This window comes from Novosphingobium lindaniclasticum LE124 (assembly GCF_000445125.1).
GTDB classification, from domain to species: domain Bacteria; phylum Pseudomonadota; class Alphaproteobacteria; order Sphingomonadales; family Sphingomonadaceae; genus Novosphingobium; species Novosphingobium lindaniclasticum.
In genome coordinates, this window is sequence record NZ_ATHL01000110.1 from 18,138 (window position 1) to 37,505 (window position 19,368).

Consider the following 19,368-nt stretch of genomic DNA (forward strand, 5'->3'; position numbering starts at 1 on the left):
CGTCACACGCGAACCGGGGTCCGACAGTCTGGAGAAGGCCATCCTCAGTCGCTCTCGCTCCCGAGCGAAGGCGAAAGGGGTGCCCTTCTCCCTGACCTACCTCGACATCGTGATCCCCGACCACTGCCCGATCCTGGGCATCAAGCTGGAGCGGGGGACAAGCTACGGGCTCGACACCAGCCCGTCTCTCGACCGGATCGTTCCCAAGCTCGGCTACGTGCCGGGCAACGTCCGCGTCATCTCGAACCGGGCCAACCGGATCAAGTCAGATAGCACCCCTGAGGAGCTGTCTCGCATCCTGACCTACGTCCTCGAAAACGACCCCACCAAAGCAAAGAGCCGAAGGAGGCTACATGCGAACTTTCCTGCGGCTCATGCTGCGCTGGCTGCGGCTCCTGACGTCCAGCCGGGACAATCAAACACCTGACGTCATCCGCATCGGGTGCATCCTTTTCGGCATGTGGGGCCTCGGCCTCTCCGCCTGGGATGTCCTGGTTCTCGACCATCAATTCGACATGCTCAACTACGGGGGCGGCGTGGCCGCGATCCTAGCGTCAACCGGCGCGGCGTTGGGCTTCAAGCGCAAGGACGAACCCGAAGCTTAGGCTACTGTCTCCCGATCCACTGCGAGATGGCGACACCGATCCAAACAATGGGAACCGCAAGGAATCCGACAAAGGTCCGAACGGTCCCCCAAAAAGGCTCGTCAATCTCTTTAAGCGCCTGAAGCACCTTCAGCCTGTCCGCTGGAGACAGGTGAGGATCTGCAAGCAGCTTGAGCAGACTGTCCTCGGCGGGGTTGTCGCCAAAGTATTTCGTAGCGAGCGCCGTGGCAACTGCTCCGATGATTACCGAGGCAATTGGGACGACACCATACAGAAAGATGCGTTCTCGTTTCGAAGCTTCCACTAGACAAACCTCCGTTCTCTCCATGTTCTAAACCGTTGCAGAAGGTTAACCAAGTGTCGCGCCGCGTTATCCCCATTGTTGCGGCACTTGCAGCCGCCATCTTGCTCTACTGGTTCCTCACGTCTCCCTCACGCGCCCGCAAAGAAACCGCAGTCGCCCAAGCGACCGCCGTGACCGCTGACGCGTCGAAGCAGGCCGCCCAGGATACCGTCCACATCGTCGTCGACACTCACGAGACCTACGGTCGGATCGACGTCATCTCTCAAGGAAACCGTGATGCTATTCTCTCCGCTCCTGGCGCGGCTGCGGAAGCTGGGGCTGGTGTTCACAACGCCGGTCTTCATGCTCTCTGCCTGCGCGACACCTATCGTTTACAACCGGCCTGCAAGCGACTGCTCGGCGCTGATCCCGCCGACGCTACGCGATGACACCGAAGGCGCTGCGCTTCCGGTAGATCAGACCGTGGGCTCCTGGGTTGTCTTCGGTGACGCTCAGACGGGCCAGCTGGACAAGGCCAATGTCACCAAGCGCGCTTCGATCCAAGTTGTCGAAGCGTGCGAGAAGCGGGACCGCGAGGCTGCCGCGAAGGTGACGAAGAGGCCATGGTGGGCAATCTTCGGATGAAGCACGACGCCATTAAGGAAGCCGCCGAGCTACTGGATCGGGGCCGAAGGCTCCGGGACTTGCGGGACGCATCGGGCGATACCGGCACACCGTGCTTCGCCCGTTACGGAGCCCCGCGCGGCTATGAAGGGCTCGTCCGCCCTGAGATCACCATCACTGAAGACGACCGGGCATTCCTGTTCGACGTCCTCCTGTCCCGTATTGAAGATCGACTTCTGGAGCTGGGAGTAACCCCGCCATGACCAAGGTCGAGATCATCGTGTGCCCTAAATGCAAGGGCGCGGGAAACCACTCCCGCCACGAAACTACCTGCTACCACAAGGGCGAGTACGACGTGATCTACTCGGATTGCACCGCCTGCAACAACTCAGGTCTCGTCAAGATGACCACGGTCGTCACCTACGCCCCGCACATTGCCGGGCGTCCTGACCTCCGCCAATAATTCAAAGGAACTCCGATGAAACGCACTCTCGCCGTTCTCGCGGCGCTGACTCTGCTCGCCCTAGCGGCCTGCACGGACCCCGACGTCGCCAGCCGAAACTCGCTGGCCGCGCTCGGCTTCACCGACATCCAAACGGAATGGACCTTCACTGCCAGCTTCAACTGCTCCGAGCGCGACGACTGGGCCCGCGACTTCACCGCAACCGGCGTCAACGGCCAGCCTGTCAGCGGCACCGTGTGCGGCGGCTACATCGGGAAGGGCGCAACGGTGCGCTTCGACTGATGGCAGCCTTCACTTCCCTGCGCTCCGCCAACGCCGCCCGGCAAGCCGAGTGGGATGCGGACAACCGCATCTCCCTAGCGTACCGTGGTAACGAACTGGCAGGCGAGGCCGGAGAGGCCTGCAACGTCATCAAGAAAATCGAGCGCGAGCGCCTGGGCATCGCCGGGTCGCGCGACACCGTGGCGCATCTGGCCGAGGAGCTGGCCGACGTGGTCATCTGCGCTGACCTTATCGCGATGGCCGAGGGCATCGACTTGGATGCGGCGGTCGCGCGCAAGTTCAACGCCACCTCCCAGAAGGTCGGGCTGGCCACCCGAATGGTGGAGCCGTAAGTAGGACGCTCCTCGTCGACGCTGACATCATCGCCTATCGGGCAGCAGCGTCGAACGAGCAGCGGATCGACTGGGGCGACGGAGTGGTATCGCACACCGCCGATTTCGAGGGTGCCAAGAAGGACGCCCGAGAAACCCTAGACGCGCTCGTTGAACAGCTGGACGCCACGGACCTCATCATCTGTCTGTCGGACGACTTCAGCAATTGGCGGAAAGACATCTATCCGCTCTACAAGACCAACCGGGCCGCGACCGTCCGCCCGGAACACCTCTACGACATGAAGGACTGGCTGGCGGAGACCTACCCGACCGACCGCCGCCCTCGCCTGGAAGCGGACGACGTGATGGGCATCCTGTCCACGGAGCCCCACAAGGGCGAGCGGATCATCGTGTCAGCCGACAAGGACATGCAGACCGTCCCAGGTCTCCTCTTCAATCCCAATAAGGACCAGTTCGTCCGTGAGATTGAGCCTGCGGAGGCCGAGCGCTTCATGCTTTGGCAGGCCATCTGCGGCGACCAGACTGACGGTTACCATGGGTGCCCCGGCGCGGGACCCGCAGCAGCTGACAAGCTACTGGCGGGGATCGGATGGGAGCCTTTCGTCCATGTGTTCAAGTCCGGCCCGAGGAAGGGCGTGGAGGAGAAGAGGTGGCGCGAGGTTGACCTTGGGTGCCGGTGGGCGGCGATTGTGTCGGCTTACGAAAAGGCGGGGCTGACCGAAACCGACGCGGTCGTTCAAGTGAACGTCGCCCGTATCCTGAAAGCTCAGGATATGGACGGTTCCCGAGTAATCCCGTGGGAACCGAAAAAGGCCAATTAAAGCTCACCCTCGGAGGAAGGAAACTTCCGTGCCGAGGGTTCAAATAACACCCACCCTTGGAGGAAGGAAACTCTCCCTCCCTCTTATGGTCCTTAGGGGACCGCTCGCCGTAAGCCATCGACGCACCGGACAACCTCCTCGCTTTTCGAGGACGGCCCGGCAGCTGGTGCGGGTTTGAGCGGTCCCCTATTTTTTCCGAGGATTCCCCTGAAGTTCCCAGATAGCGCCGTCGCTTTAGTCGACGAGCTGGACCGGCTCGTGCCTGAGCGGGTCCCCGAAGCCGGGGACTCTATGGAGAGCATCCAGCGACAAGCAGGCAAGCGCGAGCTTGTCCTATTCCTCAAGAATTGGCGCGATGCCGTGACGCGAGACGTTGTCCGAAAGGGCCGCCGCTGATGTGCATCGTGAAGACCCCCAAGGTCAAAACCACGGACGCGACGGCGGCAACGCCCGAGCCCGCAATCATCCGCAACCCGTACCTCGACGGCGTTGATCCGACCACCAGGGCTCTGCGCATGGGCCGCTCCAGCCTGCGCATCGAGCGCGCCGGGAGTGGGGCTGCTTCGGCAGCTCCCCCGGCGACCGCTTCGCCATCCTCGTCTTCGTCCCCGCTGCTGAACATTCAGCCGGTCTTGCCGAAGATCACGCCCGTTCAGGGCGGGGGTGGCAGACGCGGAGCATGGTACGGCAACAACGTCAGGACCGTTTAAGGGCCGCTGTTGGCAGAGAATACCACGAAGCTGGTGGCGGTCGCGAAGTCGCGGTTCACCCAGCTGACCAGCTCGCGGCAGTCAGCCCTAGAGCGCGCACGGTCCAATTCCAAGCTGACCATTCCTGGCCTCGTCCCCGATGACGGCCAAGACAGCAACGCCTCCTTCGAGCAGCCCTACCAGAGCCTCGGAGCGCGCTGCATCAACAACCTCGCCGCTTGGCTCTTGGTCACCCTCTTCCCGCCCGACCAGCACTTCGCGCGCCTAAGTGTCCACGAGGACACCGCAGCGGAACTTGGCGAAAACCTCTCCACCGTCAAGGAAGCCCTGAACCGCATCAGCTCCAAGGCTCACCTGTTGATCGACACGAGCATGTCTCGACCGATCTTCATGGAAGTCCTTCGCCACCTGATCGTCGCAGGCAACGCCCTCGTGTACTTCGCGCTGGACGGCGGTGCCCCTCGCATGTTCCGCCTGGACCAATACGTGGTCCTGCGGGACGAACGTGGGGGCATGCTGGAAGCCGTGGTGTTCGAGAAGGTCTACCCCTCGACGCTCACCGAGGAGGTCCGAGCGGCCTGCAAGGTCGTCACGGAGGAAGGCAAAGAGAACGACAAGCTGGTCGAAGTCTACACGCACATCAAGCGCGTGGGTGACGACATCGTCCACTACCAGGAAATCAACGGCATCATCGTCCCTGGCTCCGAAGGCAAGTCGCCTAAGGATAGCTCGGGCTGGATGGCGCTTCGTTGGCAAGCGATCCCCGGCAGCGACTATGGCCGGGCGCACGTCTCGGAGTACGTGGGTGACCTGATGTCCCTTGAGGACCTCTCCAAGGCCATCATCCAGTTCGCCGCAGTCGCCTCCCGCATCATCCACATCGTCGATCCGAACGCGATGATCGACGTGGAGGAGTTGGCGGGTGCAGAGACCGGCGACTTCGTCACTGGCTACATCGACAAGGTCAAGGCTCTCCAGCTGGAGAAGACCCAGGACTTCTCGGTGGCAAGCGCAGTGGCCGAGCGCCTGGAGCTTCGCCTCTCTCACGCCTTCATGCTCCAAAGCGGAACCGTTCGGCAGGCCGAGCGTGTCACGGCGGAGGAAATCCGTGCGATGGCGCAGGAGCTAGAGAACGTTCTGGGCGGCGTCTACACCGTCCTGTCTGCCGAGTTCCAGCTCCCGCTGATCCGGCGCATCCTCTACATCCTCATCCGGCAGGGCGAAGCGCCCGAGCTGCCCAAGTCTGTCCAGCCGACCATCGTCACGGGCTTCGAAGCCCTGGGACGGAACCACTCCGCCAACAAGCTGCGGATGTGGATGGACGATATGGTGGCCATCTACGGGCCCCAGGTCATCCAGAGCATCACCGATCCCACTGAGGTCGGTCGCCGCTTCGCTGACAGCTACGGGATTGAGGCAGTCGAGTCGCTCATCAAGAGCGCAGAGGCGCAGCAGGAAGAACAGCAGTCCGCGATGGCAAACCAAGCCGCCCTCGCCGCCGCCCCGCAGATTGCGAAGGGTGCGGCTGATGCAATGAATATGGAAGCCGGGCCGGAGCAGGCCCCACCGCAAATCTAAGGAACCCCATGGCTACCAAGACCCCGCCCGCAGAAACCCCCAAGGGCACCGAAGTCCTCTCCAACGACACCATGCAGATCGTCGACAACACCGACGTCCAGGTGGTCGAGGAAGCGCCGGTCGAGACTGAAGAAGTCGAGATTCTCGGCGGCCTCGTGCAGATCAACTACAAGTGACGACCCCGGCAGAGGGTGCGGCTGAAACGCCCGCCCTCTCTCCCGCTGAACAGGCCTCCGTCGAGGTCGGCCAGCGCGGCTTTACGGAGCCGGTCGGCGTAAACGAACTGCCAGCCGAAGGCCCGCAGCGCCCCGAGTACGTCCCCGAGAAGTTCTGGAAGGACGGCAAGGCCGACTACGAAGCCCTCGCCCGCAGCTATGCGGAGCTTGAGGCAAAGCAGTCAGCGCCCGCAGAGACACCCAAGGCCCCCGAAGGCTCCCCGCCGGTTTCGCCTGAAGGCAAGATCGAGAAGCCGAAGGAACCCGAGGCAGCCGCTCCGGCCCCGCTCGCAACCGCAATGGACAAGGCCCGTACCGAATGGTCGGAGGGCGCTGTCAGCGACGAGACAGTGGCTGAGCTGGAAGCCGCAGGTATCCCGAAGGAAGTCTTCAACGTCTACCTGAAGGGCCTTGAGGCCATCACCAACCAGACCATGGGCGAAATCCACTCGTTCACCGACGGCCAGGACAACTACAACGCGATGTCGCGCTGGGCTGCCGAGAAGCTGTCGCAGGAGGAGCTGGACGCCTACAACACCGCGCTGGACAATCCGCAGCTGCGAGAGAACGCCGTGCGCGGCCTCTATGCCCGCTACTCGACCGCGCGTCCTTCGGAAGGCACCCTCATCACTCCCGCAGGCACCCCTTCGCAGGCTGGCGACGTCTACACGGATCGCGCCCAGCTGATCGCGGACCAGAAGGACCCCCGCTATTCGACCGACGCGACCTATCGACAGGGCGTGATGGACAAGCTCCAGCGCTCGCAGCGCGGCGGCTTCCAGGTCGTGCAGCGTCCGATGTTCGAGCGCGAAGTCTTCACGCGATAATCGCACCTCCGGGGCCTCTCTTAAGAAGCACACTCCGGGGGTCTTCAATATGGCACGCCCCTCTGATGCCTTAGGGCTCAAGCGCGTTACTCTTGCAGTCGACGGCAGGCGCACACTTCACGGGGAGGTGGCCTTCATCCCCGCAATTTACCCGACCTCTCCCGAAGTTGTCGTGAACGCCCCCTCAGGCCCGCAAGGATAACCTCAGGCAACTGGCAACGGCCTCGCTCCGGTTCCCGGTCAGAACCTAATCCCTTCTCTTTTTTTCCAAGGAAACTGTGGCCAATTCCACTCCCAATCGCCCCGGTCAGAACCAGGGCGCAGGCGATGTACGCGCACTCATGCTCGACCTCTTCGGAGGCGAGGTCATCACTGCCTTCGAAACGGCGACGGTGCTGCGCGACAAGCACCAGACCAAGACCCTGTCCAAGGGCAAGTCGTTCAAGTTCCCGGCCATCTGGCGCGCGAGCGGCGGCTACCACGTCCCCGGCACCGAAATCGTCGGTGACCAGATTCCCCACACCGAGATCACCGTCGATCCCGACGACAAGCTGGTGTCGAGCGTCTTCATCGCGGACATCGACGAGCTGCTCAACCACTACGATGTGCGCTCGCCGTACACGAAGGAGCTGGGCGAGTTCCTTGCGCGTCACTACGACGCCAACGTCCTCCGCACCCTCATCCTCGCGGCCCGCGCTGGCGCTCTGTTCCCCGGCGATACCGGCGGCACCGGCCTCCAGAACGCCGCCTTCACGACCGATGCCAACGCCCTGATCGAAGGCTTCAGCGCCGCGAAGCAGGCGATGGACGAGAAGGACGTTCCGGTGAACAGCATGCCGGTCCACGGCCTGCTCAAGCCTGCTCAGTGGTATCTGGTCGCTCGCAGCGACAAGAACCTGAACCGCGACACCAACGGCGGCACCGCCTCGGTTCGCTCGATGACCCTGACGACCATCGACGACATCCAGGTCCACAAGTCGAACATTGCCTCGGGCGTCTTCGGCGCCGATGACAGCGCGAACGCGGCCATCCCGGCTCCGTACCGCGCGAAGTTCGGGACGACCGTGGGAGTCATCTGGACCCCGATGGCCGCCTGCTCGGCAATCGTGCAGGATCCGTCGTTCCAGATTGTCGACCAGCCGGAGAAGCAGGGCACCCTGCTCATCTCGCGCATGATGGTCGGCACTCGCAAGCTCCGCAGCAAGTGCGCCGTCGAGCTGCGCACGGGCGCTGTCCCGGCCTAAGGCGATCAGTGGGGGTCTCTTCGGAGGCCCCTATTTTTCCCAGCGGTCCCAAGGCCATTCGAGGGGCATAACTGCGGGGCAATGCAGAGCAGAATAAGTATCCGACAAAGTGCTGTCCGGTTTAGCGATAAGCTGGAGACGCATCTTCTGGCAAGGTGCTGCAAGTTCGTTAAGTGTTAAAGAGAATTGAAAAATTCCACACGTAAACGCTGCTATTGCACCAAAACCGATCAAGAGACCTAAAAACGCTCGCACTTCACTATGCTTGGCCAATCCGTGAAAGTTCGAATATGACATGAAGTAGAACATACCAGCACACAAAACAAAAAGCATGACGATAGTCGGGTTTACATAAGGAAGGGCTGGCTGAACACCGAAACCGACTACCAGTGCGAAGCCGGTCAACGGCTTCCAAGTTCGCTCAAATCTTTCACTGCCTGTGCTTTCTTCAGCCATCTCAATTCCCCTTTTGGAGCTTAATCAATGCCCACGATCTCCGCTATGACGGAACTAGAGGCCGTCAACGAGATGCTCATGAGCATTGGTCAGGCCCCAGTGAATACCTTGGCCGTCACCGGCATCAAGGACGTGTCCATCGCTCGTGCACGACTATCGAGCATGACCCGGCGCGTCCTCTCGCGCGGCTTCAATTTCAACACCGACGAAGACTATCCGCTAACCCCGGATAGCGAAGGGATCATCCTGGTCCCCGAGGGCACCCTCAAGATCGAAGGAATGTCCGCGACGGACGACTTCACGACCCGTCGGCACCCCAAGGGCCTCGCGCTCTACAACAAGACCGACCGCACCTTCACGTTTCCCGCTGGGATCACCGTGAAGATCGTGTGGGCCTTCGCGTTCGAAGACTGCCCTGAGACGGCCCGCTGCTACATCGCGACGGCTGCCGGGCGGCGCTTTCAGTCGAAGGCCATCGGCTCGCAAATCCTGGACCGCTTTGAAGAGGAGGACGAAATGAAAGCGTGGCTTCTCCTGGAGCGTGATGAGCGCGGACAGCGCAAGACAAACCTGTTCCGCAACAACGCTACCCTCGCTGGCTTCGGCAGCCGCTCCTACTGATGACGCTACGAACGAGGGTCCTCCCGACCCTCTTCAACGGTGTCTCGCAGCAGCCGCCGATCCTCAGGTCCCCCGACCAGAACGAGGATGAACTGAATACCTGGGCGTCTCTCGCAGACGGCGTCGGGAAGAGACCTCCGACCGAACTGGTCACGAAGGTCGCCTGGACGCTCTCGGACGACGCCTTCGTTCACCACATCAACCGCGACACCAACGAGCGCTACATCGTCGTAATCGACAATGGGGCCATCAAGGTCATCGACCATGTCACGGGCGAGCAGAAGCTGGTCGCCACTCCCGGCGGCACGGACTACATCGCAAGCGGCAAGTTTCGCGCGGTGACCGTGGCGGACTTCACGTTCATCGTGAACACCTCAAAGCAGTGCCTGATCGTCGATGCTGTCGACAACCTCTGGCGCGATCCCGAGTATGCCCGCTGGCTCAACAAGACGAGCGCCCTGTCCTCCTACACCGGCATGGTGGGTTCCCTCGCGAACAAGGCGGTGTCCGGCTCTGCCCTTCAGTACAGCGGCGGGTACGGATCAGGGACCTATAAGGGCGAGCTGCCGCGCGTCGAGAAGCTGCCGGAGACGGCGGCAAACGGCGACATGTACAAGATCACCGGCTCCGTCGAGAGCGGCTTCGTCTCCTACTACGTCCGACGCAACGGCGCGGTGTGGGATGAGACGCGCGCCAACGGCCTGAGGAACAGCCTCGACCCCCGCACGATGCCACACTGTCTTGTTCGAGAAGCCGACGGGACCTTCACCTTCGCGCCCTTCAGCTGGGCCCCGCGCGGCGTGGGCGACGAAAGCACCAACCCCGTGCCCACCTTCGTTGGCCGCACGATTCGCGACGTGTTCTTCTACCAGAACCGCCTCGGTCTCCTGGTCGATGAGAATGTGGTCTTCAGCTGCACAGGCGACTTCGGCAACTTCTGGCGCAACACCGTGCTGGACTACGTTGCCTCGGACGTGATTGACGTGGCCGTGACGACCAACGAGGTCTCGCTACTGAACTACGCGCTGGCGTTCAACGACGGCATCATGGCCTTCGCGGACCAGACACAGTTCTCCATCACGAACGGCGAGGATGGCCTGACACCAGAGAGTGTAGCGATCCAGCCGACGACGCGGTACGAGGTGAACACCAATGTCCGCCCGGTGACCATCGGGACCGAGGTTTACTTCTGCGGTGACCAGAACGGCTCTAGCGTCGTCTGGGAATACACCCGCCTCTCCGATGGCGACAACCTGACGGCGGCGGAGATCACCGCGCACGTTCCAACCTATGTGCCGGGCAACCTCAAGCGCATGGTCTCTGCGGGGAACCTCAAGGCCCTCTTTGCGCTGACCGGCGGCACCGACGTCTACGTCTACCAGTTCTACTGGAACGGAAACGAGAAGGTGCAGAGCGCGTGGCGCAAGTGGACCTTCAGTGCCCCAGTAGTCGCTGGCGAGTACATCGACGGCTACCTTTACCTGCTGTTCAAGCGGCAGGCTGACATCACGCTGGAGCGCGTACAGCTCGAACCCGGAGCGAAGCCCGCCAACCAGAACCATCAGGTCTACCTAGACCGTCGGGTGACGGTGACCGGCACATACTATCCCGAGTTCGACCGCACGGAGTTCGTCCTGCCCTACATGGCAGACCCGGCGACCTTCCAGCTCATCCGCCCGAAAACCCATCCGTCTCGTCCAGGCAGTCTCATAGACCCCTCAGGTTACAACTGGGCCACCCCGGATCGCGTGATTGTGGTCGGCAATGAGAGCGGCACGGCAACCGGTGGCGAGCGCTACAGCTTCCGCCTTACATTCTCCCGCCAGTTCCCCCAGGACTACCAAGGACGCCCGCTGTCTACCGGACGGCTCCAGCTGCGGACCTTCACGCTCTACTACACCGGCACGGCTTTCTTCAGGACCGAGGTGTCGCCGTATGGCGCTGCCATGTCCCCAGACGTGCAGGACATCGTTCCAGCCAAGCTGGCCGAGTTTACCGGCATGGTGGTTGGTGCGAACGACCTCCGCCTGAACAAGCCCGTTTTCCACACAGGAAGCTACTCCTTCCAGGTCTACGGCGATGCCGCGCAAGCGACCGTCACAATCACCAATGACACCCACGTCGCCTCGACCTTCGTGTCGGCGGAATGGGAGGGCTTCTATTTCTCAAGGAGCCAATGAGGACACCCGAGCAAGATCGGGAGCGCAAACGCCAAGAGAGGCTACACGATCCCGCAAAGGCGCGCCATCAAGACGCTATGTATCGCCTGAAGCATCCAAAGCGGATGCTGGTCCGCCGAGCCCGCGTTCGGGCTAAGTTACGCAACGTCCCGTTCGACATCTCAGAAACTGATTTCGATCTACCGACACATTGCCCGATCCTCGGAATACCTTTGCAGGTGACGCAGGGAGCAGGCCGCAGGCCTAGCGACTGCTCACCTAGCTTGGACAGGCTCAAACCGGGGCTGGGATATGTGCGCGGAAACGTTCAGGTCATTTCTCAGCGCGCAAATCGCATCAAAAACGACGCGACCTTGGATGAAATCTTAAGGCTCGCAGCGTGGATGCAGAGGTATCAATGATCCAGTTCCACGACCTCCGCAGCGTCGACCCCGACGTGGTGGGGGCGTGGGCGGATTACCTTTCTCAGAACCTGCGGACCTGTGACCTCGACGAGATTGAGGCCATGGGTGCCGTTTCCCCCGACGACGCTCTGCGGACCTCGGTGGAACTCTCGTCGCACGCTTGGGTAATCCTTGGGCGTGACGGCTTGCCTGTCGCCATGTTTGGCGCAGCACCCCATCCCCTCCCCGGTGTCGGCGTCGTTTGGATGCTGGGCACCGAGGGGATCACGCGGGAAGCGTACGGGATCGCCCGAGCCACCCGCCGCTATTTCGACGAACTCAACGCCGCCTACAATATCCTCTGGAACTACATCGACGACCGCAATGCCGCCTCTATGCGCTGGCTGCGGTGGGGCGGGTTTCGGCTGATTGGAGAGCGGCAGTTCGGACCTCACCAATTTCATATCTTCGCAAGGACGAACCTCCATGTGTGATCCAGTCACCGCAGCTATTGTGGTCGGCGTGACGGCGGTCGCCGGAACGACCGCGTCCGTCATCGGCCAAGCTCAGACTGCCAAGGCGCAGACCAAGGCCATCAACGCGCAGCGTGGCGTCGTTCGGGAGGAAACCCGGCAAGAGGCCACGGGCGAGCTATTCGACCAGATGCGCGCAGCCCGCCGCGAGCAAGCTCAAATCCGCACCGCCGCAGGCGAAGCGGGCCTCGGGCTGAACTCAGGTTCCATTGAGGGGCTCCTGCTGGACAGCGCGATGCAGTCCGAACTCCAGGGCTCCCGAACCATCGCCAACATGGAGAGCAAACACCGCGCCAACGAGGCCGATGCGAACTCCATGCTGTCGCGCGTCCAATCGCCCACGGTCCTCGGGGCCGGGCTTCAGATTGCTTCGACCGCCGCGCAAGGCTGGTCGGGCGTCTCGAACGCGAAAATCGCAAAGAAGGGATAATCAGTGGCGCTTGATCTAGCAGCCGTCGAGGTTCGGCAGGTCCGCCAGGAGCGCCTAACCGAACATCGGTCGAGCATCGTACCCGAGCGGCGGAATACGCGCGCTCCTGACTTTCAGGGCTCCGCCCGCATGGGCAGTGCTGCCCGTGGTGACGGTGGTGCCGAGGAACTGATGCGCACCCTCGGTCTCGTGAACAAGGCCGCCTCGTCCTTCCAGGACTACACGAACCAGAAGTTCCAGGCCGACGAACAGAAGAACGCCGCACAGGGCTCCATCGACGCCGCAACCGGCCATGTCGATCCCGAGCTTGAGCAGCGGAGCCATTCCTACCGGAACTCCGTGGCCCTCGGGCGCACCATGACGAACTTTCAGTCGGGCCTTCAGGACTTCGACGGCCAGCTGCGGTCCACCATCGAGAACCAGGACGACCCTGACCTCGCTACCCGGCAGACCGAGGTGAACCAGCAGATCGACAAGTTCTTCCAGGACTTCGCCCTCGATCCCGAAACTGGCGAGCTGCGATCCTTCCTCGCCACCCCAGATGCCAAGCGCTGGCTTGCGGGCTCCATGACGGAGACCCGAGCAAAGCTGGAGGCGTCTGCGCGTACCCGCATTGAGGAGCGCTTCAAGGGCGAGGCCCTTACGCATGCCGCAACGAACCTCGGGGCGCAGATCGACAGCGGCAGCATCGACTTGATCGGGCTCCGCAAGCTGGTCCCGCAGACCGTTACCGACGATGAGCTTCGCGCCACCGTTGTTACGACCTTCCAGGGGAAGGCGGAGCAGCTGAAGGCGGAGGGCCGTTACGAAGACGCTATGCGTGCGGTCAACGCCCTCTTGGGCGAAGGACTGACCGAGGGCTCCCTCGTTCCCGTGGATGTCCCTGACGGGCCCTACGCGCCCACCGCATCGAACCTCACTGCCCCTGCGGCGAAGCCCACAGTCGCCCGGCGGCGCAGCCAATCGGAAGTCATCAACTTTGTCCTCATGGACTTGGAAGGTGGCGACAAGATCGTCGACAACAAGGACGGCGCAGGGACCACGAAGTATGGCATCACGGCCCGCAACAACCCGGACGTCGATGTCAAGAACCTGACCCTCGGGAAAGCCGCTGGCATCGCCAAGGATCGCTACTGGCAGTCGGCGTATGACGACGCCCACCCGGCGGTCGCGGCCATTGCCTTCGACGCGGGATTCATCAATTCCAAATCGTTCGCGCGTTCGCTTGCAACGACCTACAAGAACGACCCCGCAGGTGCCCTAGGCGCGTACCGAAAGCGCCTAGAGGACATCGCGAAAAAGCCCGGCAAGGCGACCTATCTCCGCTCCTGGATGAACCGCGTGGAACGTCTGGGGACCTACCTTGGTGTAGGGCCAGGGGGAACGGGCACGGACAACGTCATCGACGATCCGTCCTTTGCGCTCGACCCCGAACCGCTCAATCCCGTTGAAGCCGCAAAGCGTAACCCTGGTGTTTCGCTGGCCTCGCAAATGACTGGCGGTTTGTCTCTCCGACCCGAAGAACGCACGAAGCTGCTGGAGTATCGCGACCAGCTGGGCCGTGAGGTCAATTCTGAGTGGGACCGCAAGCGGCGCGAGAAGCAGGACGAGAATGCAAGCGGCATGCTGCTGCGCCTGTCCGGCTTGGGTGCGCCTCTAACGCCTACCGAGATTGCCGAGGCGGCCCGCCGTCACGACATCACTCCGCAGCAAACCGCGCAGCTGCTCAACACGATTCGCTCTGATGCTGACCGTGATGAAGCCCGTGCGCAGCGCGCTGCCGATGATGCCGAGCGGGACCGTGACAAGCAGGACGAGCTGACGGCTCAGAACATTGTCGCGAACCTGATGGGCGACGTCTACTCGGGCAAGCGCTCTCCCGGCGAGGCCCTGCGGATGTTCGGCCAAGGTGCTGCCGGTTTGGACCCCAAGGTCCGTCGGGCGGTCCTGGGCGCGGTCACGAGCGAAGCCAATGGCATCGAAGAGGTCCGCAAGAACAACCCCGTTGTACGCGCAGCCACCGACACCCTGGATGATGCAGAGCAGGACGCCCTCCGCCGCGTGCGGAAGAACCTGCGCGATCCCAAGGGCCGCGTCATTACCCAAGAGCAGCAGCGCGCCATCATCAGCCTTGAGTTCGCCAAGGCCAAGCGAACGCTGTTCCAAGCAGCCATCGACAAGGGCGAAGTCGGCAATCTCCCGGACCAGCTGAACAAGCAGGTCATCGGGAAGATCAAGCCGTACCTCGTCGCCCCCACGACACCCGCAAAGTAACCAAAGGACACCATGAGCGACTTCGATAAACTCTTCGCGGAAGCGGACGCATTCGATGCCCCTCCGCCCACCGAGGCGAGGACCATCGAACGTCGCTCGGGTTCCCGCCAGCGGGTGGGCTCTAGCTCTTTGAGCTTCCTGCCCACCGTCATCGACGGCATAACGAACCCCATTGCCCCCCTGGTGCGTGCCTATCGGGCCTCCCAGGGAGACACTGAGGTCGACTCGCGAGACGCCGCATTCCTCGGTTTGGCAGACACCGTTTCGTTCGGCTTTGCGGATGAAATCGGCGCTGCCGCTGATCATCTGCTGTTCGGTAAGGATTACCACAAGGCCCTCGCTGACAACCATCAGCTCCTCACGGACGTCGAGGAAGACCACGGCTCCGCTTACCTGACCGGCCAGCTCGCAGGTGGCTTCGTGCCAATCCTGGGCTGGGGCGGGCGCATCAAGTCCGCTGTTGCGGCGCGCGGCCTGACATCCGGCCTGAAGGGGATGGTCGTCGCTGGCGGCGTTCAGGGCGCTATCTATGGCGCTGGGTCTGCCGAGGGCGGCCTTCAGGATCGTCTTCTAGGATCAGTCACCGGCGGCGCTTTCGGCGCGGCAGGCGGCTACATCCTGGGCGCTGCGATCATTCCCGCAGCCAAGTGGGGTGGGCGTGTCGCCCGTGACATGGTCCTAACCCGCTACGGCAAGACGCCGCGCCTCACCACACAGATTACACCTGCCAGCATCGAGCACGCTACGGCGGATGTCGCTGACGACCTCAAGGCCCTCAAGACCGAGACGGCCACCCGCGCTGCCCCAGGTCCCCGCAGCTCAACCCCCAGTGCCCTTCGCCCAACCTTTAACCGCCTGACCGGCCAAGCCGATGACGTCCTCGACGAGGGTGCGATCCTGACCACGCGAGAGCTGGTCGGGGAGATGTCGGCTGCCCGTAAGGCGATCCAAGAGCGCGTCGGGAAGATGACGGTCCAGCAAGCGGAGCGATGGGCGCAGCGGCTTGAGAAGGCAGAGCTTGACGGCTCTGTCATCGACGATCCTCACTATCGTTCGTTTCTGGGCATCGACCCGTCCGACCATGGCATGGACATGGACACTGCAAAGCGCGCCGCTCTGCTCCTGGAGGAAGCCACAGAAGCGGTTCTTGAGAAGGCAGGCATGGGCTCGAAGACCACGGGCCAGCAGGATCATGCGTTCCGCGCCGCCTACGGTGCCGGAGTTACCGAAGCAGACACCGCAGCGGCCTTGGAGCGCAGCCAGCAGGCCGTGATGGATGGCCGCCTCGGCGGTCACCAGCAGATGCTTGCGGCTCTCCAATTCACCCGAGCCAAGGACAAGTACCTCCCGGCGATCCTCAAAGGCGACCGCGAGGCCCGAGACGCCCTGAAGGACGAGCTTACGAAGGCCGTCCGCATCCACGCAGAAGGCACGGCCATCAAGGCGAACATTGCCCGAGGCCTAGCCGACATGCGTTGGAGCAAGAGCAAGCTCGCGATGGCCGAGATCAGGGACGATGTCATGCACGTCGAAACCGAGGCCAGCATCCGGGCCCGCATCAGTGCCTCTATGGATGCCTTGGGCGACAACGAGCTGACCGACCTGTTCGCGAAGCTGAAGACGCTAGACGACATGGACCGCGTCCAGGAAGTCCTCCTGAATCCCGAAGAGGCTCAAGCGGTCTCGGGGTGGCGCAGGACGATGAACAGCCTGTCTGCCTTCATCAAGTCGAACTCCCTGACCCCCGCGTCTGGTGTGTTCAATACCATTGGATTCATCGCTCACGACTTCTTCCGCAACGGCGCTGCCCGTCGTTGGGCCGCTCGCAATCTCGAAATCGCGGGCCGGGCCGACGAGGCAATGGCGCTCCGTTTCGAGCTGGAGGTGGGTCGCCGCGTCTACATGGCTGCGCATAAGCGAGGCATTCGCGCCGCGCTGGACCGCATCAAGTGTGTCAACCGGCGCGCAAAACTGACCCCCTATCGGCGCCCAATATTGACCCCACCTTTCGGCAGCGCGGCGGTTATCCCGGTAGTCGATAGGAGGGGCCCACGGACGACGACGCGCACCGTCAGGTGTGCTGGCGGCGGCGTCCGTGGGAGGTCCCTGTTGACCCACCGGGTTAACCGCCGGGGATGGGGGTCCGGGGGAAGGGGTTTTGGGCTCAGTTCCGGTTTTTGAACCGCCAGCTGTCGTTGCCTGTCTCGATGATGTCGCAATGGTGGGTGATGCGATCGAGGAGCGCGGTGGTCATCTTGGCGTCGTGGAAAACGCTCGGCCATTCGCCGAAGGCAAGATTGGTCGTGATGATCACAGAGGTCTTTTCGTAGAGCTTGCTGATCAGGTGGAAGAGCATTTGGCCGCCGGAACGGGCGAAGGGGAGATAGCCCAGTTCGTCGAGCACAACGAGATCAAGACGTGAGAGTTGAGCGGCAAGGCTTCCGGCTTTGCCCAGACGTGCTTCTTCCTCAAGCCGGTTCACCAGATCAACCGTATTGAAGTATCGGCCTCTGGTGCCGGCGCGCACCACGGCCGCGGTAATGGCGAGCGCCAGATGAGTCTTGCCCGTGCCCGTTCCGCCGACCAGCACGATATTACGCCGCTCCGGCAGGAAGGAGCCGGCGTGCAGGGAGCGGATCAGCCCTTCGTTGATCGGCGTTCCGTCGAACATGAACCCATCCAGGTCCTTGATTGCCGGAAGCTTCGCCGCGGTCATCCGGTAGCGGATCGACGCTGCCTCCCGATGTGCAGTCTCGGCACGCAGCAGGTCGGCTAGCATCTCCATGATCGTTCTGTCGCGGCGGATGCCATTGGTGACGGCGTCATCGAAGGCAGTGACCATGCCCTTGAGCCCCAGCCCCTTGAGGGCTGCCACAATCTCATGCCGCTGCATTGAGGCCTCGCACCGTGTCGTAGCGGGCGCAGTCTGCAATCGGCGGATGCTTGAGCTTCAGGTTGACGACGACGTCCATGGCCTGGGCATCGCGAGGCTCACGCCGGCGGGACAGGATGTTGAGGATGACCTCATCGCTGACCGTTCCTGCGCTGAGGGCCTCGGCGACTGCGGCTTCAACAACCTCGAGGCCGTCGTCGGGAATGGCGGCCAGGACGCGCACGAAGCGGCGATCCGCATCATCGCCCTTACCCAACTTGCGCCGCAGCTCGGCAAGTACAGGTGGAAGATCCCAGTTCTGGAAGGGAGCGCCGTTCCGCAGGGCGCCGGGCTTGCGCGCAAGGATCGGCAGGTAATGCCAAGCGTCCGTAATCGTCTGGTTCCGACCAAAGACACGCTCGTGTTCGGCGATGACTGCACCATCCGAACGGATCACGATGCGCGTTGCGTAAGCACGTACCTGGACGGTTTGATGCGCCGCCTTTGCCATCACCGAGTACCGGTTGCGATCAAAGCTCACCAGGCACGTCGAACTCGCCACGTGCTCGCTCTCGAAGAACCCGTCGAACGGGGCGGGTAGCGGTTGCAGCATCGGCCGTTCTGCCTCCAATGCCTGTGCGATCGTCATATCCAGATCGGGATGCCCGTTGCGCTCTGCCCAGCGCCTGCACTCGGCTTCCAGCCAGATGTTTAGTTCCTCAAGGCTGGCAAAGCGCAGGCGCGGCTTGAACAGCCGTTCCCTGCTGGTCTGGACCTGGTTCTCGACCTGCCCCTTCTCCCATCCCGCAGCAGGGCTACAGGCCACCGGCTCCACGCCATAATGATCCGTCATGATCAGAAATCGTCGGTTGAACAGCCGGTCCTTGCCGATGAAGACCGTCGTCACCGCCGTCTTCATGTTGTCGTAGATACCGCGCGTCGGAACCCCGCCGAAGAAGGCGAAGGCGCGGGCATGAGCGTCAAAAACCATCTCCTGCGTCTCGCGGGGATAGGCGCGGACGAATGGCGCCCGTGACCAGCAAAACCGCATGTGCGCGACCTTCACCCGCATCGGCTTGCCCGCGATCTCGACGTCCTCGTGGCTCCAGTCGAACTGGTAAGCCTCGCCTGGCCTGTACATCAACGGGATGAACACCTTGCTCATATCGCCGGCGTCGGCGCGACGCTCACGCTTCCAGCGCGCGGCATAGCGCCGCACAGCGTCATAGGAACCGCCGAACCCTTCGCGCTGAAGGAGATCATGGATCCGCGTCATACGAAGCCGGTCACGCCGGGGCAGTCCTTCATTCTGCTCGAGCAAGTCTTCGAGACGAGCACTGAAAGGTCCGGTCTGCGGCCGGTGCTGTTCCTTACGCTCGTAACTGGCGTCCGCGTCCGGTGCCCGAACCGCCTTGCGCACCGTGTTGCGCGACAGCCGCAAATCCCGCGCTATCGCCTTGATAGGCTTCCCGTCCCGGTGCTCCCGACGGATCCTCGTAATCGTCTCCACAACCAACATCCCTGTACCCGCCGTCCGGAACCCAAACGGCGGCGCTTCTCATGATGAGATGAAGGGGGTCAATTTTAGACGCCGATCACCCCGCTAAGGGGGTCAATTTTGCACGCCGCTCCACA

At 62.5% G+C, this 19,368-nt stretch carries 22 protein-coding genes and 1 pseudogene; 19 read left to right on the top strand and 4 right to left on the bottom strand.

Going from position 1 to position 19,368, the window contains the following annotated elements; translation table 11 throughout:
* Positions 1-79 precede the first annotated feature (79 nt).
* Together L284_RS40980 and L284_RS48270 are read left to right on the top strand one after the other, a co-directional pair.
* Positions 80-427, top strand: coding sequence for a hypothetical protein (locus L284_RS40980; RefSeq protein WP_152524716.1), 348 nt, complete (start codon positions 80-82; stop codon positions 425-427).
* A 31-nt stretch (positions 428-458) separates the two neighbouring features.
* Positions 459-605: a hypothetical protein gene (locus L284_RS48270; protein ID WP_021235206.1), complete on the top strand. Its 147-nt coding sequence runs from the start codon at positions 459-461 to the stop codon at positions 603-605.
* A 1-nt stretch (position 606) separates the two neighbouring features.
* Here L284_RS48270 and L284_RS40985 read toward each other — a convergent pair whose 3' ends face one another.
* The gene (locus tag L284_RS40985) at positions 607-909 is read right to left on the bottom strand and encodes a hypothetical protein (protein ID WP_152524717.1); all 303 of its coding nucleotides are present in this window, start codon (positions 907-909) and stop codon (positions 607-609) included.
* Positions 910-1,185: 276 nt separating this feature from the next.
* On the opposite strand from L284_RS40985, the gene L284_RS40990 reads away from it, so the two are divergent.
* From L284_RS40990 to L284_RS46960, 11 genes and pseudogenes are all read left to right on the top strand, one after another.
* A complete protein-coding gene (locus tag L284_RS40990; protein WP_021235209.1) occupies positions 1,186-1,533 on the top strand; it encodes a hypothetical protein in 348 nt (115 codons plus the stop codon).
* Positions 1,512-1,775 (top strand): hypothetical protein, encoded by a 264-nt coding sequence (locus tag L284_RS40995; RefSeq protein ID WP_152524718.1) that lies wholly within the window; start codon positions 1,512-1,514, stop codon positions 1,773-1,775. Before L284_RS40990 ends, L284_RS40995 begins: the two co-directional genes overlap by 22 nt.
* Positions 1,772-1,975 carry a hypothetical protein gene (locus tag L284_RS41000; RefSeq protein ID WP_021235211.1) on the top strand — a complete coding sequence of 68 codons (204 nt, stop codon included), beginning with the start codon at positions 1,772-1,774 and terminating at the stop codon, positions 1,973-1,975. Before L284_RS40995 ends, L284_RS41000 begins: the two co-directional genes overlap by 4 nt.
* Before the next feature lie 15 nt (positions 1,976-1,990).
* Complete coding sequence (locus tag L284_RS48275) at positions 1,991-2,257, top strand: hypothetical protein (protein ID WP_021235212.1); 267 nt, start codon at positions 1,991-1,993, stop codon at positions 2,255-2,257.
* Complete coding sequence (locus tag L284_RS41010) at positions 2,257-2,589, top strand: MazG-like family protein (protein WP_021235213.1); 333 nt, start codon at positions 2,257-2,259, stop codon at positions 2,587-2,589. The genes L284_RS48275 and L284_RS41010 overlap by 1 nt, the downstream gene beginning before the upstream one ends.
* Before the next feature lie 17 nt (positions 2,590-2,606).
* Positions 2,607-3,410, top strand: a pseudogene (locus tag L284_RS41015) (hypothetical protein); the annotation flags it as partial.
* A gap of 395 nt (positions 3,411-3,805) precedes the next feature.
* Positions 3,806-4,120, top strand: a complete 315-nt coding sequence (locus L284_RS41025) for a hypothetical protein (protein WP_021235216.1) — start codon at positions 3,806-3,808, stop codon at positions 4,118-4,120.
* A gap of 9 nt (positions 4,121-4,129) precedes the next feature.
* On the top strand, positions 4,130-5,698 hold the full coding sequence (locus tag L284_RS41030; RefSeq protein ID WP_021235217.1) for a portal protein: 1,569 nt from the start codon (positions 4,130-4,132) through the stop codon (positions 5,696-5,698).
* Between the two features lie 8 nt (positions 5,699-5,706).
* The gene (locus L284_RS48280; RefSeq protein WP_021235218.1) at positions 5,707-5,874 is read left to right on the top strand and encodes a hypothetical protein; all 168 of its coding nucleotides are present in this window, start codon (positions 5,707-5,709) and stop codon (positions 5,872-5,874) included.
* The gene (locus L284_RS41035) at positions 5,871-6,740 is read left to right on the top strand and encodes a capsid assembly protein (RefSeq protein WP_021235219.1); all 870 of its coding nucleotides are present in this window, start codon (positions 5,871-5,873) and stop codon (positions 6,738-6,740) included. Before L284_RS48280 ends, L284_RS41035 begins: the two co-directional genes overlap by 4 nt.
* Positions 6,741-7,018: 278 nt before the next feature.
* Complete coding sequence (locus tag L284_RS46960) at positions 7,019-7,984, top strand: major capsid protein (RefSeq protein ID WP_021235220.1); 966 nt, start codon at positions 7,019-7,021, stop codon at positions 7,982-7,984.
* Positions 7,985-8,014: 30 nt separating this feature from the next.
* Here the strand turns inward: L284_RS46960 and L284_RS48025 are convergent, their stop codons facing one another.
* Positions 8,015-8,440: a hypothetical protein gene (locus tag L284_RS48025; protein ID WP_152524720.1), complete on the bottom strand. Its 426-nt coding sequence runs from the start codon at positions 8,438-8,440 to the stop codon at positions 8,015-8,017.
* Between the two features lie 27 nt (positions 8,441-8,467).
* Here L284_RS48025 and L284_RS46965 point away from each other — a divergent pair, with 27 nt between their 5' ends.
* The 6 genes from L284_RS46965 (at position 8,468) to L284_RS41070 (ending at position 17,042) form a co-directional block, all read left to right on the top strand.
* Positions 8,468-9,061, top strand: a complete 594-nt coding sequence (locus L284_RS46965) for a hypothetical protein (RefSeq protein ID WP_081674081.1) — start codon at positions 8,468-8,470, stop codon at positions 9,059-9,061.
* Positions 9,061-11,241 carry a phage nozzle protein gene (locus L284_RS41050; protein ID WP_021235222.1) on the top strand — a complete coding sequence of 727 codons (2,181 nt, stop codon included), beginning with the start codon at positions 9,061-9,063 and terminating at the stop codon, positions 11,239-11,241. The genes L284_RS46965 and L284_RS41050 overlap by 1 nt, the downstream gene beginning before the upstream one ends.
* Before the next feature lie 397 nt (positions 11,242-11,638).
* Positions 11,639-12,118 carry a hypothetical protein gene (locus L284_RS46970; protein WP_021235223.1) on the top strand — a complete coding sequence of 160 codons (480 nt, stop codon included), beginning with the start codon at positions 11,639-11,641 and terminating at the stop codon, positions 12,116-12,118.
* The gene (locus L284_RS41060) at positions 12,111-12,587 is read left to right on the top strand and encodes a virion core protein, T7 gp14 family (RefSeq protein WP_152524721.1); all 477 of its coding nucleotides are present in this window, start codon (positions 12,111-12,113) and stop codon (positions 12,585-12,587) included. The genes L284_RS46970 and L284_RS41060 overlap by 8 nt, the downstream gene beginning before the upstream one ends.
* Before the next feature lie 129 nt (positions 12,588-12,716).
* Positions 12,717-14,861, top strand: a complete 2,145-nt coding sequence (locus tag L284_RS46975) for a glycosyl hydrolase 108 family protein (RefSeq protein ID WP_021235225.1) — start codon at positions 12,717-12,719, stop codon at positions 14,859-14,861.
* Positions 14,862-14,873: 12 nt separating this feature from the next.
* Positions 14,874-17,042 carry a hypothetical protein gene (locus L284_RS41070; RefSeq protein WP_021235226.1) on the top strand — a complete coding sequence of 723 codons (2,169 nt, stop codon included), beginning with the start codon at positions 14,874-14,876 and terminating at the stop codon, positions 17,040-17,042.
* On the opposite strand, the gene istB is transcribed toward L284_RS41070, so the two are convergent.
* Positions 17,026-17,754 carry an IS21-like element ISSsp4 family helper ATPase IstB gene (gene istB / locus L284_RS41075; RefSeq protein ID WP_021234579.1) on the bottom strand — a complete coding sequence of 243 codons (729 nt, stop codon included), beginning with the start codon at positions 17,752-17,754 and terminating at the stop codon, positions 17,026-17,028. The genes L284_RS41070 and istB overlap by 17 nt on opposite strands.
* A complete protein-coding gene (gene istA / locus L284_RS41080; protein ID WP_021234834.1) occupies positions 17,741-19,252 on the bottom strand; it encodes an IS21 family transposase in 1,512 nt (503 codons plus the stop codon). Before istA ends, istB begins: the two co-directional genes overlap by 14 nt.
* Between the last annotated feature and the right edge of the window lie 116 nt (positions 19,253-19,368).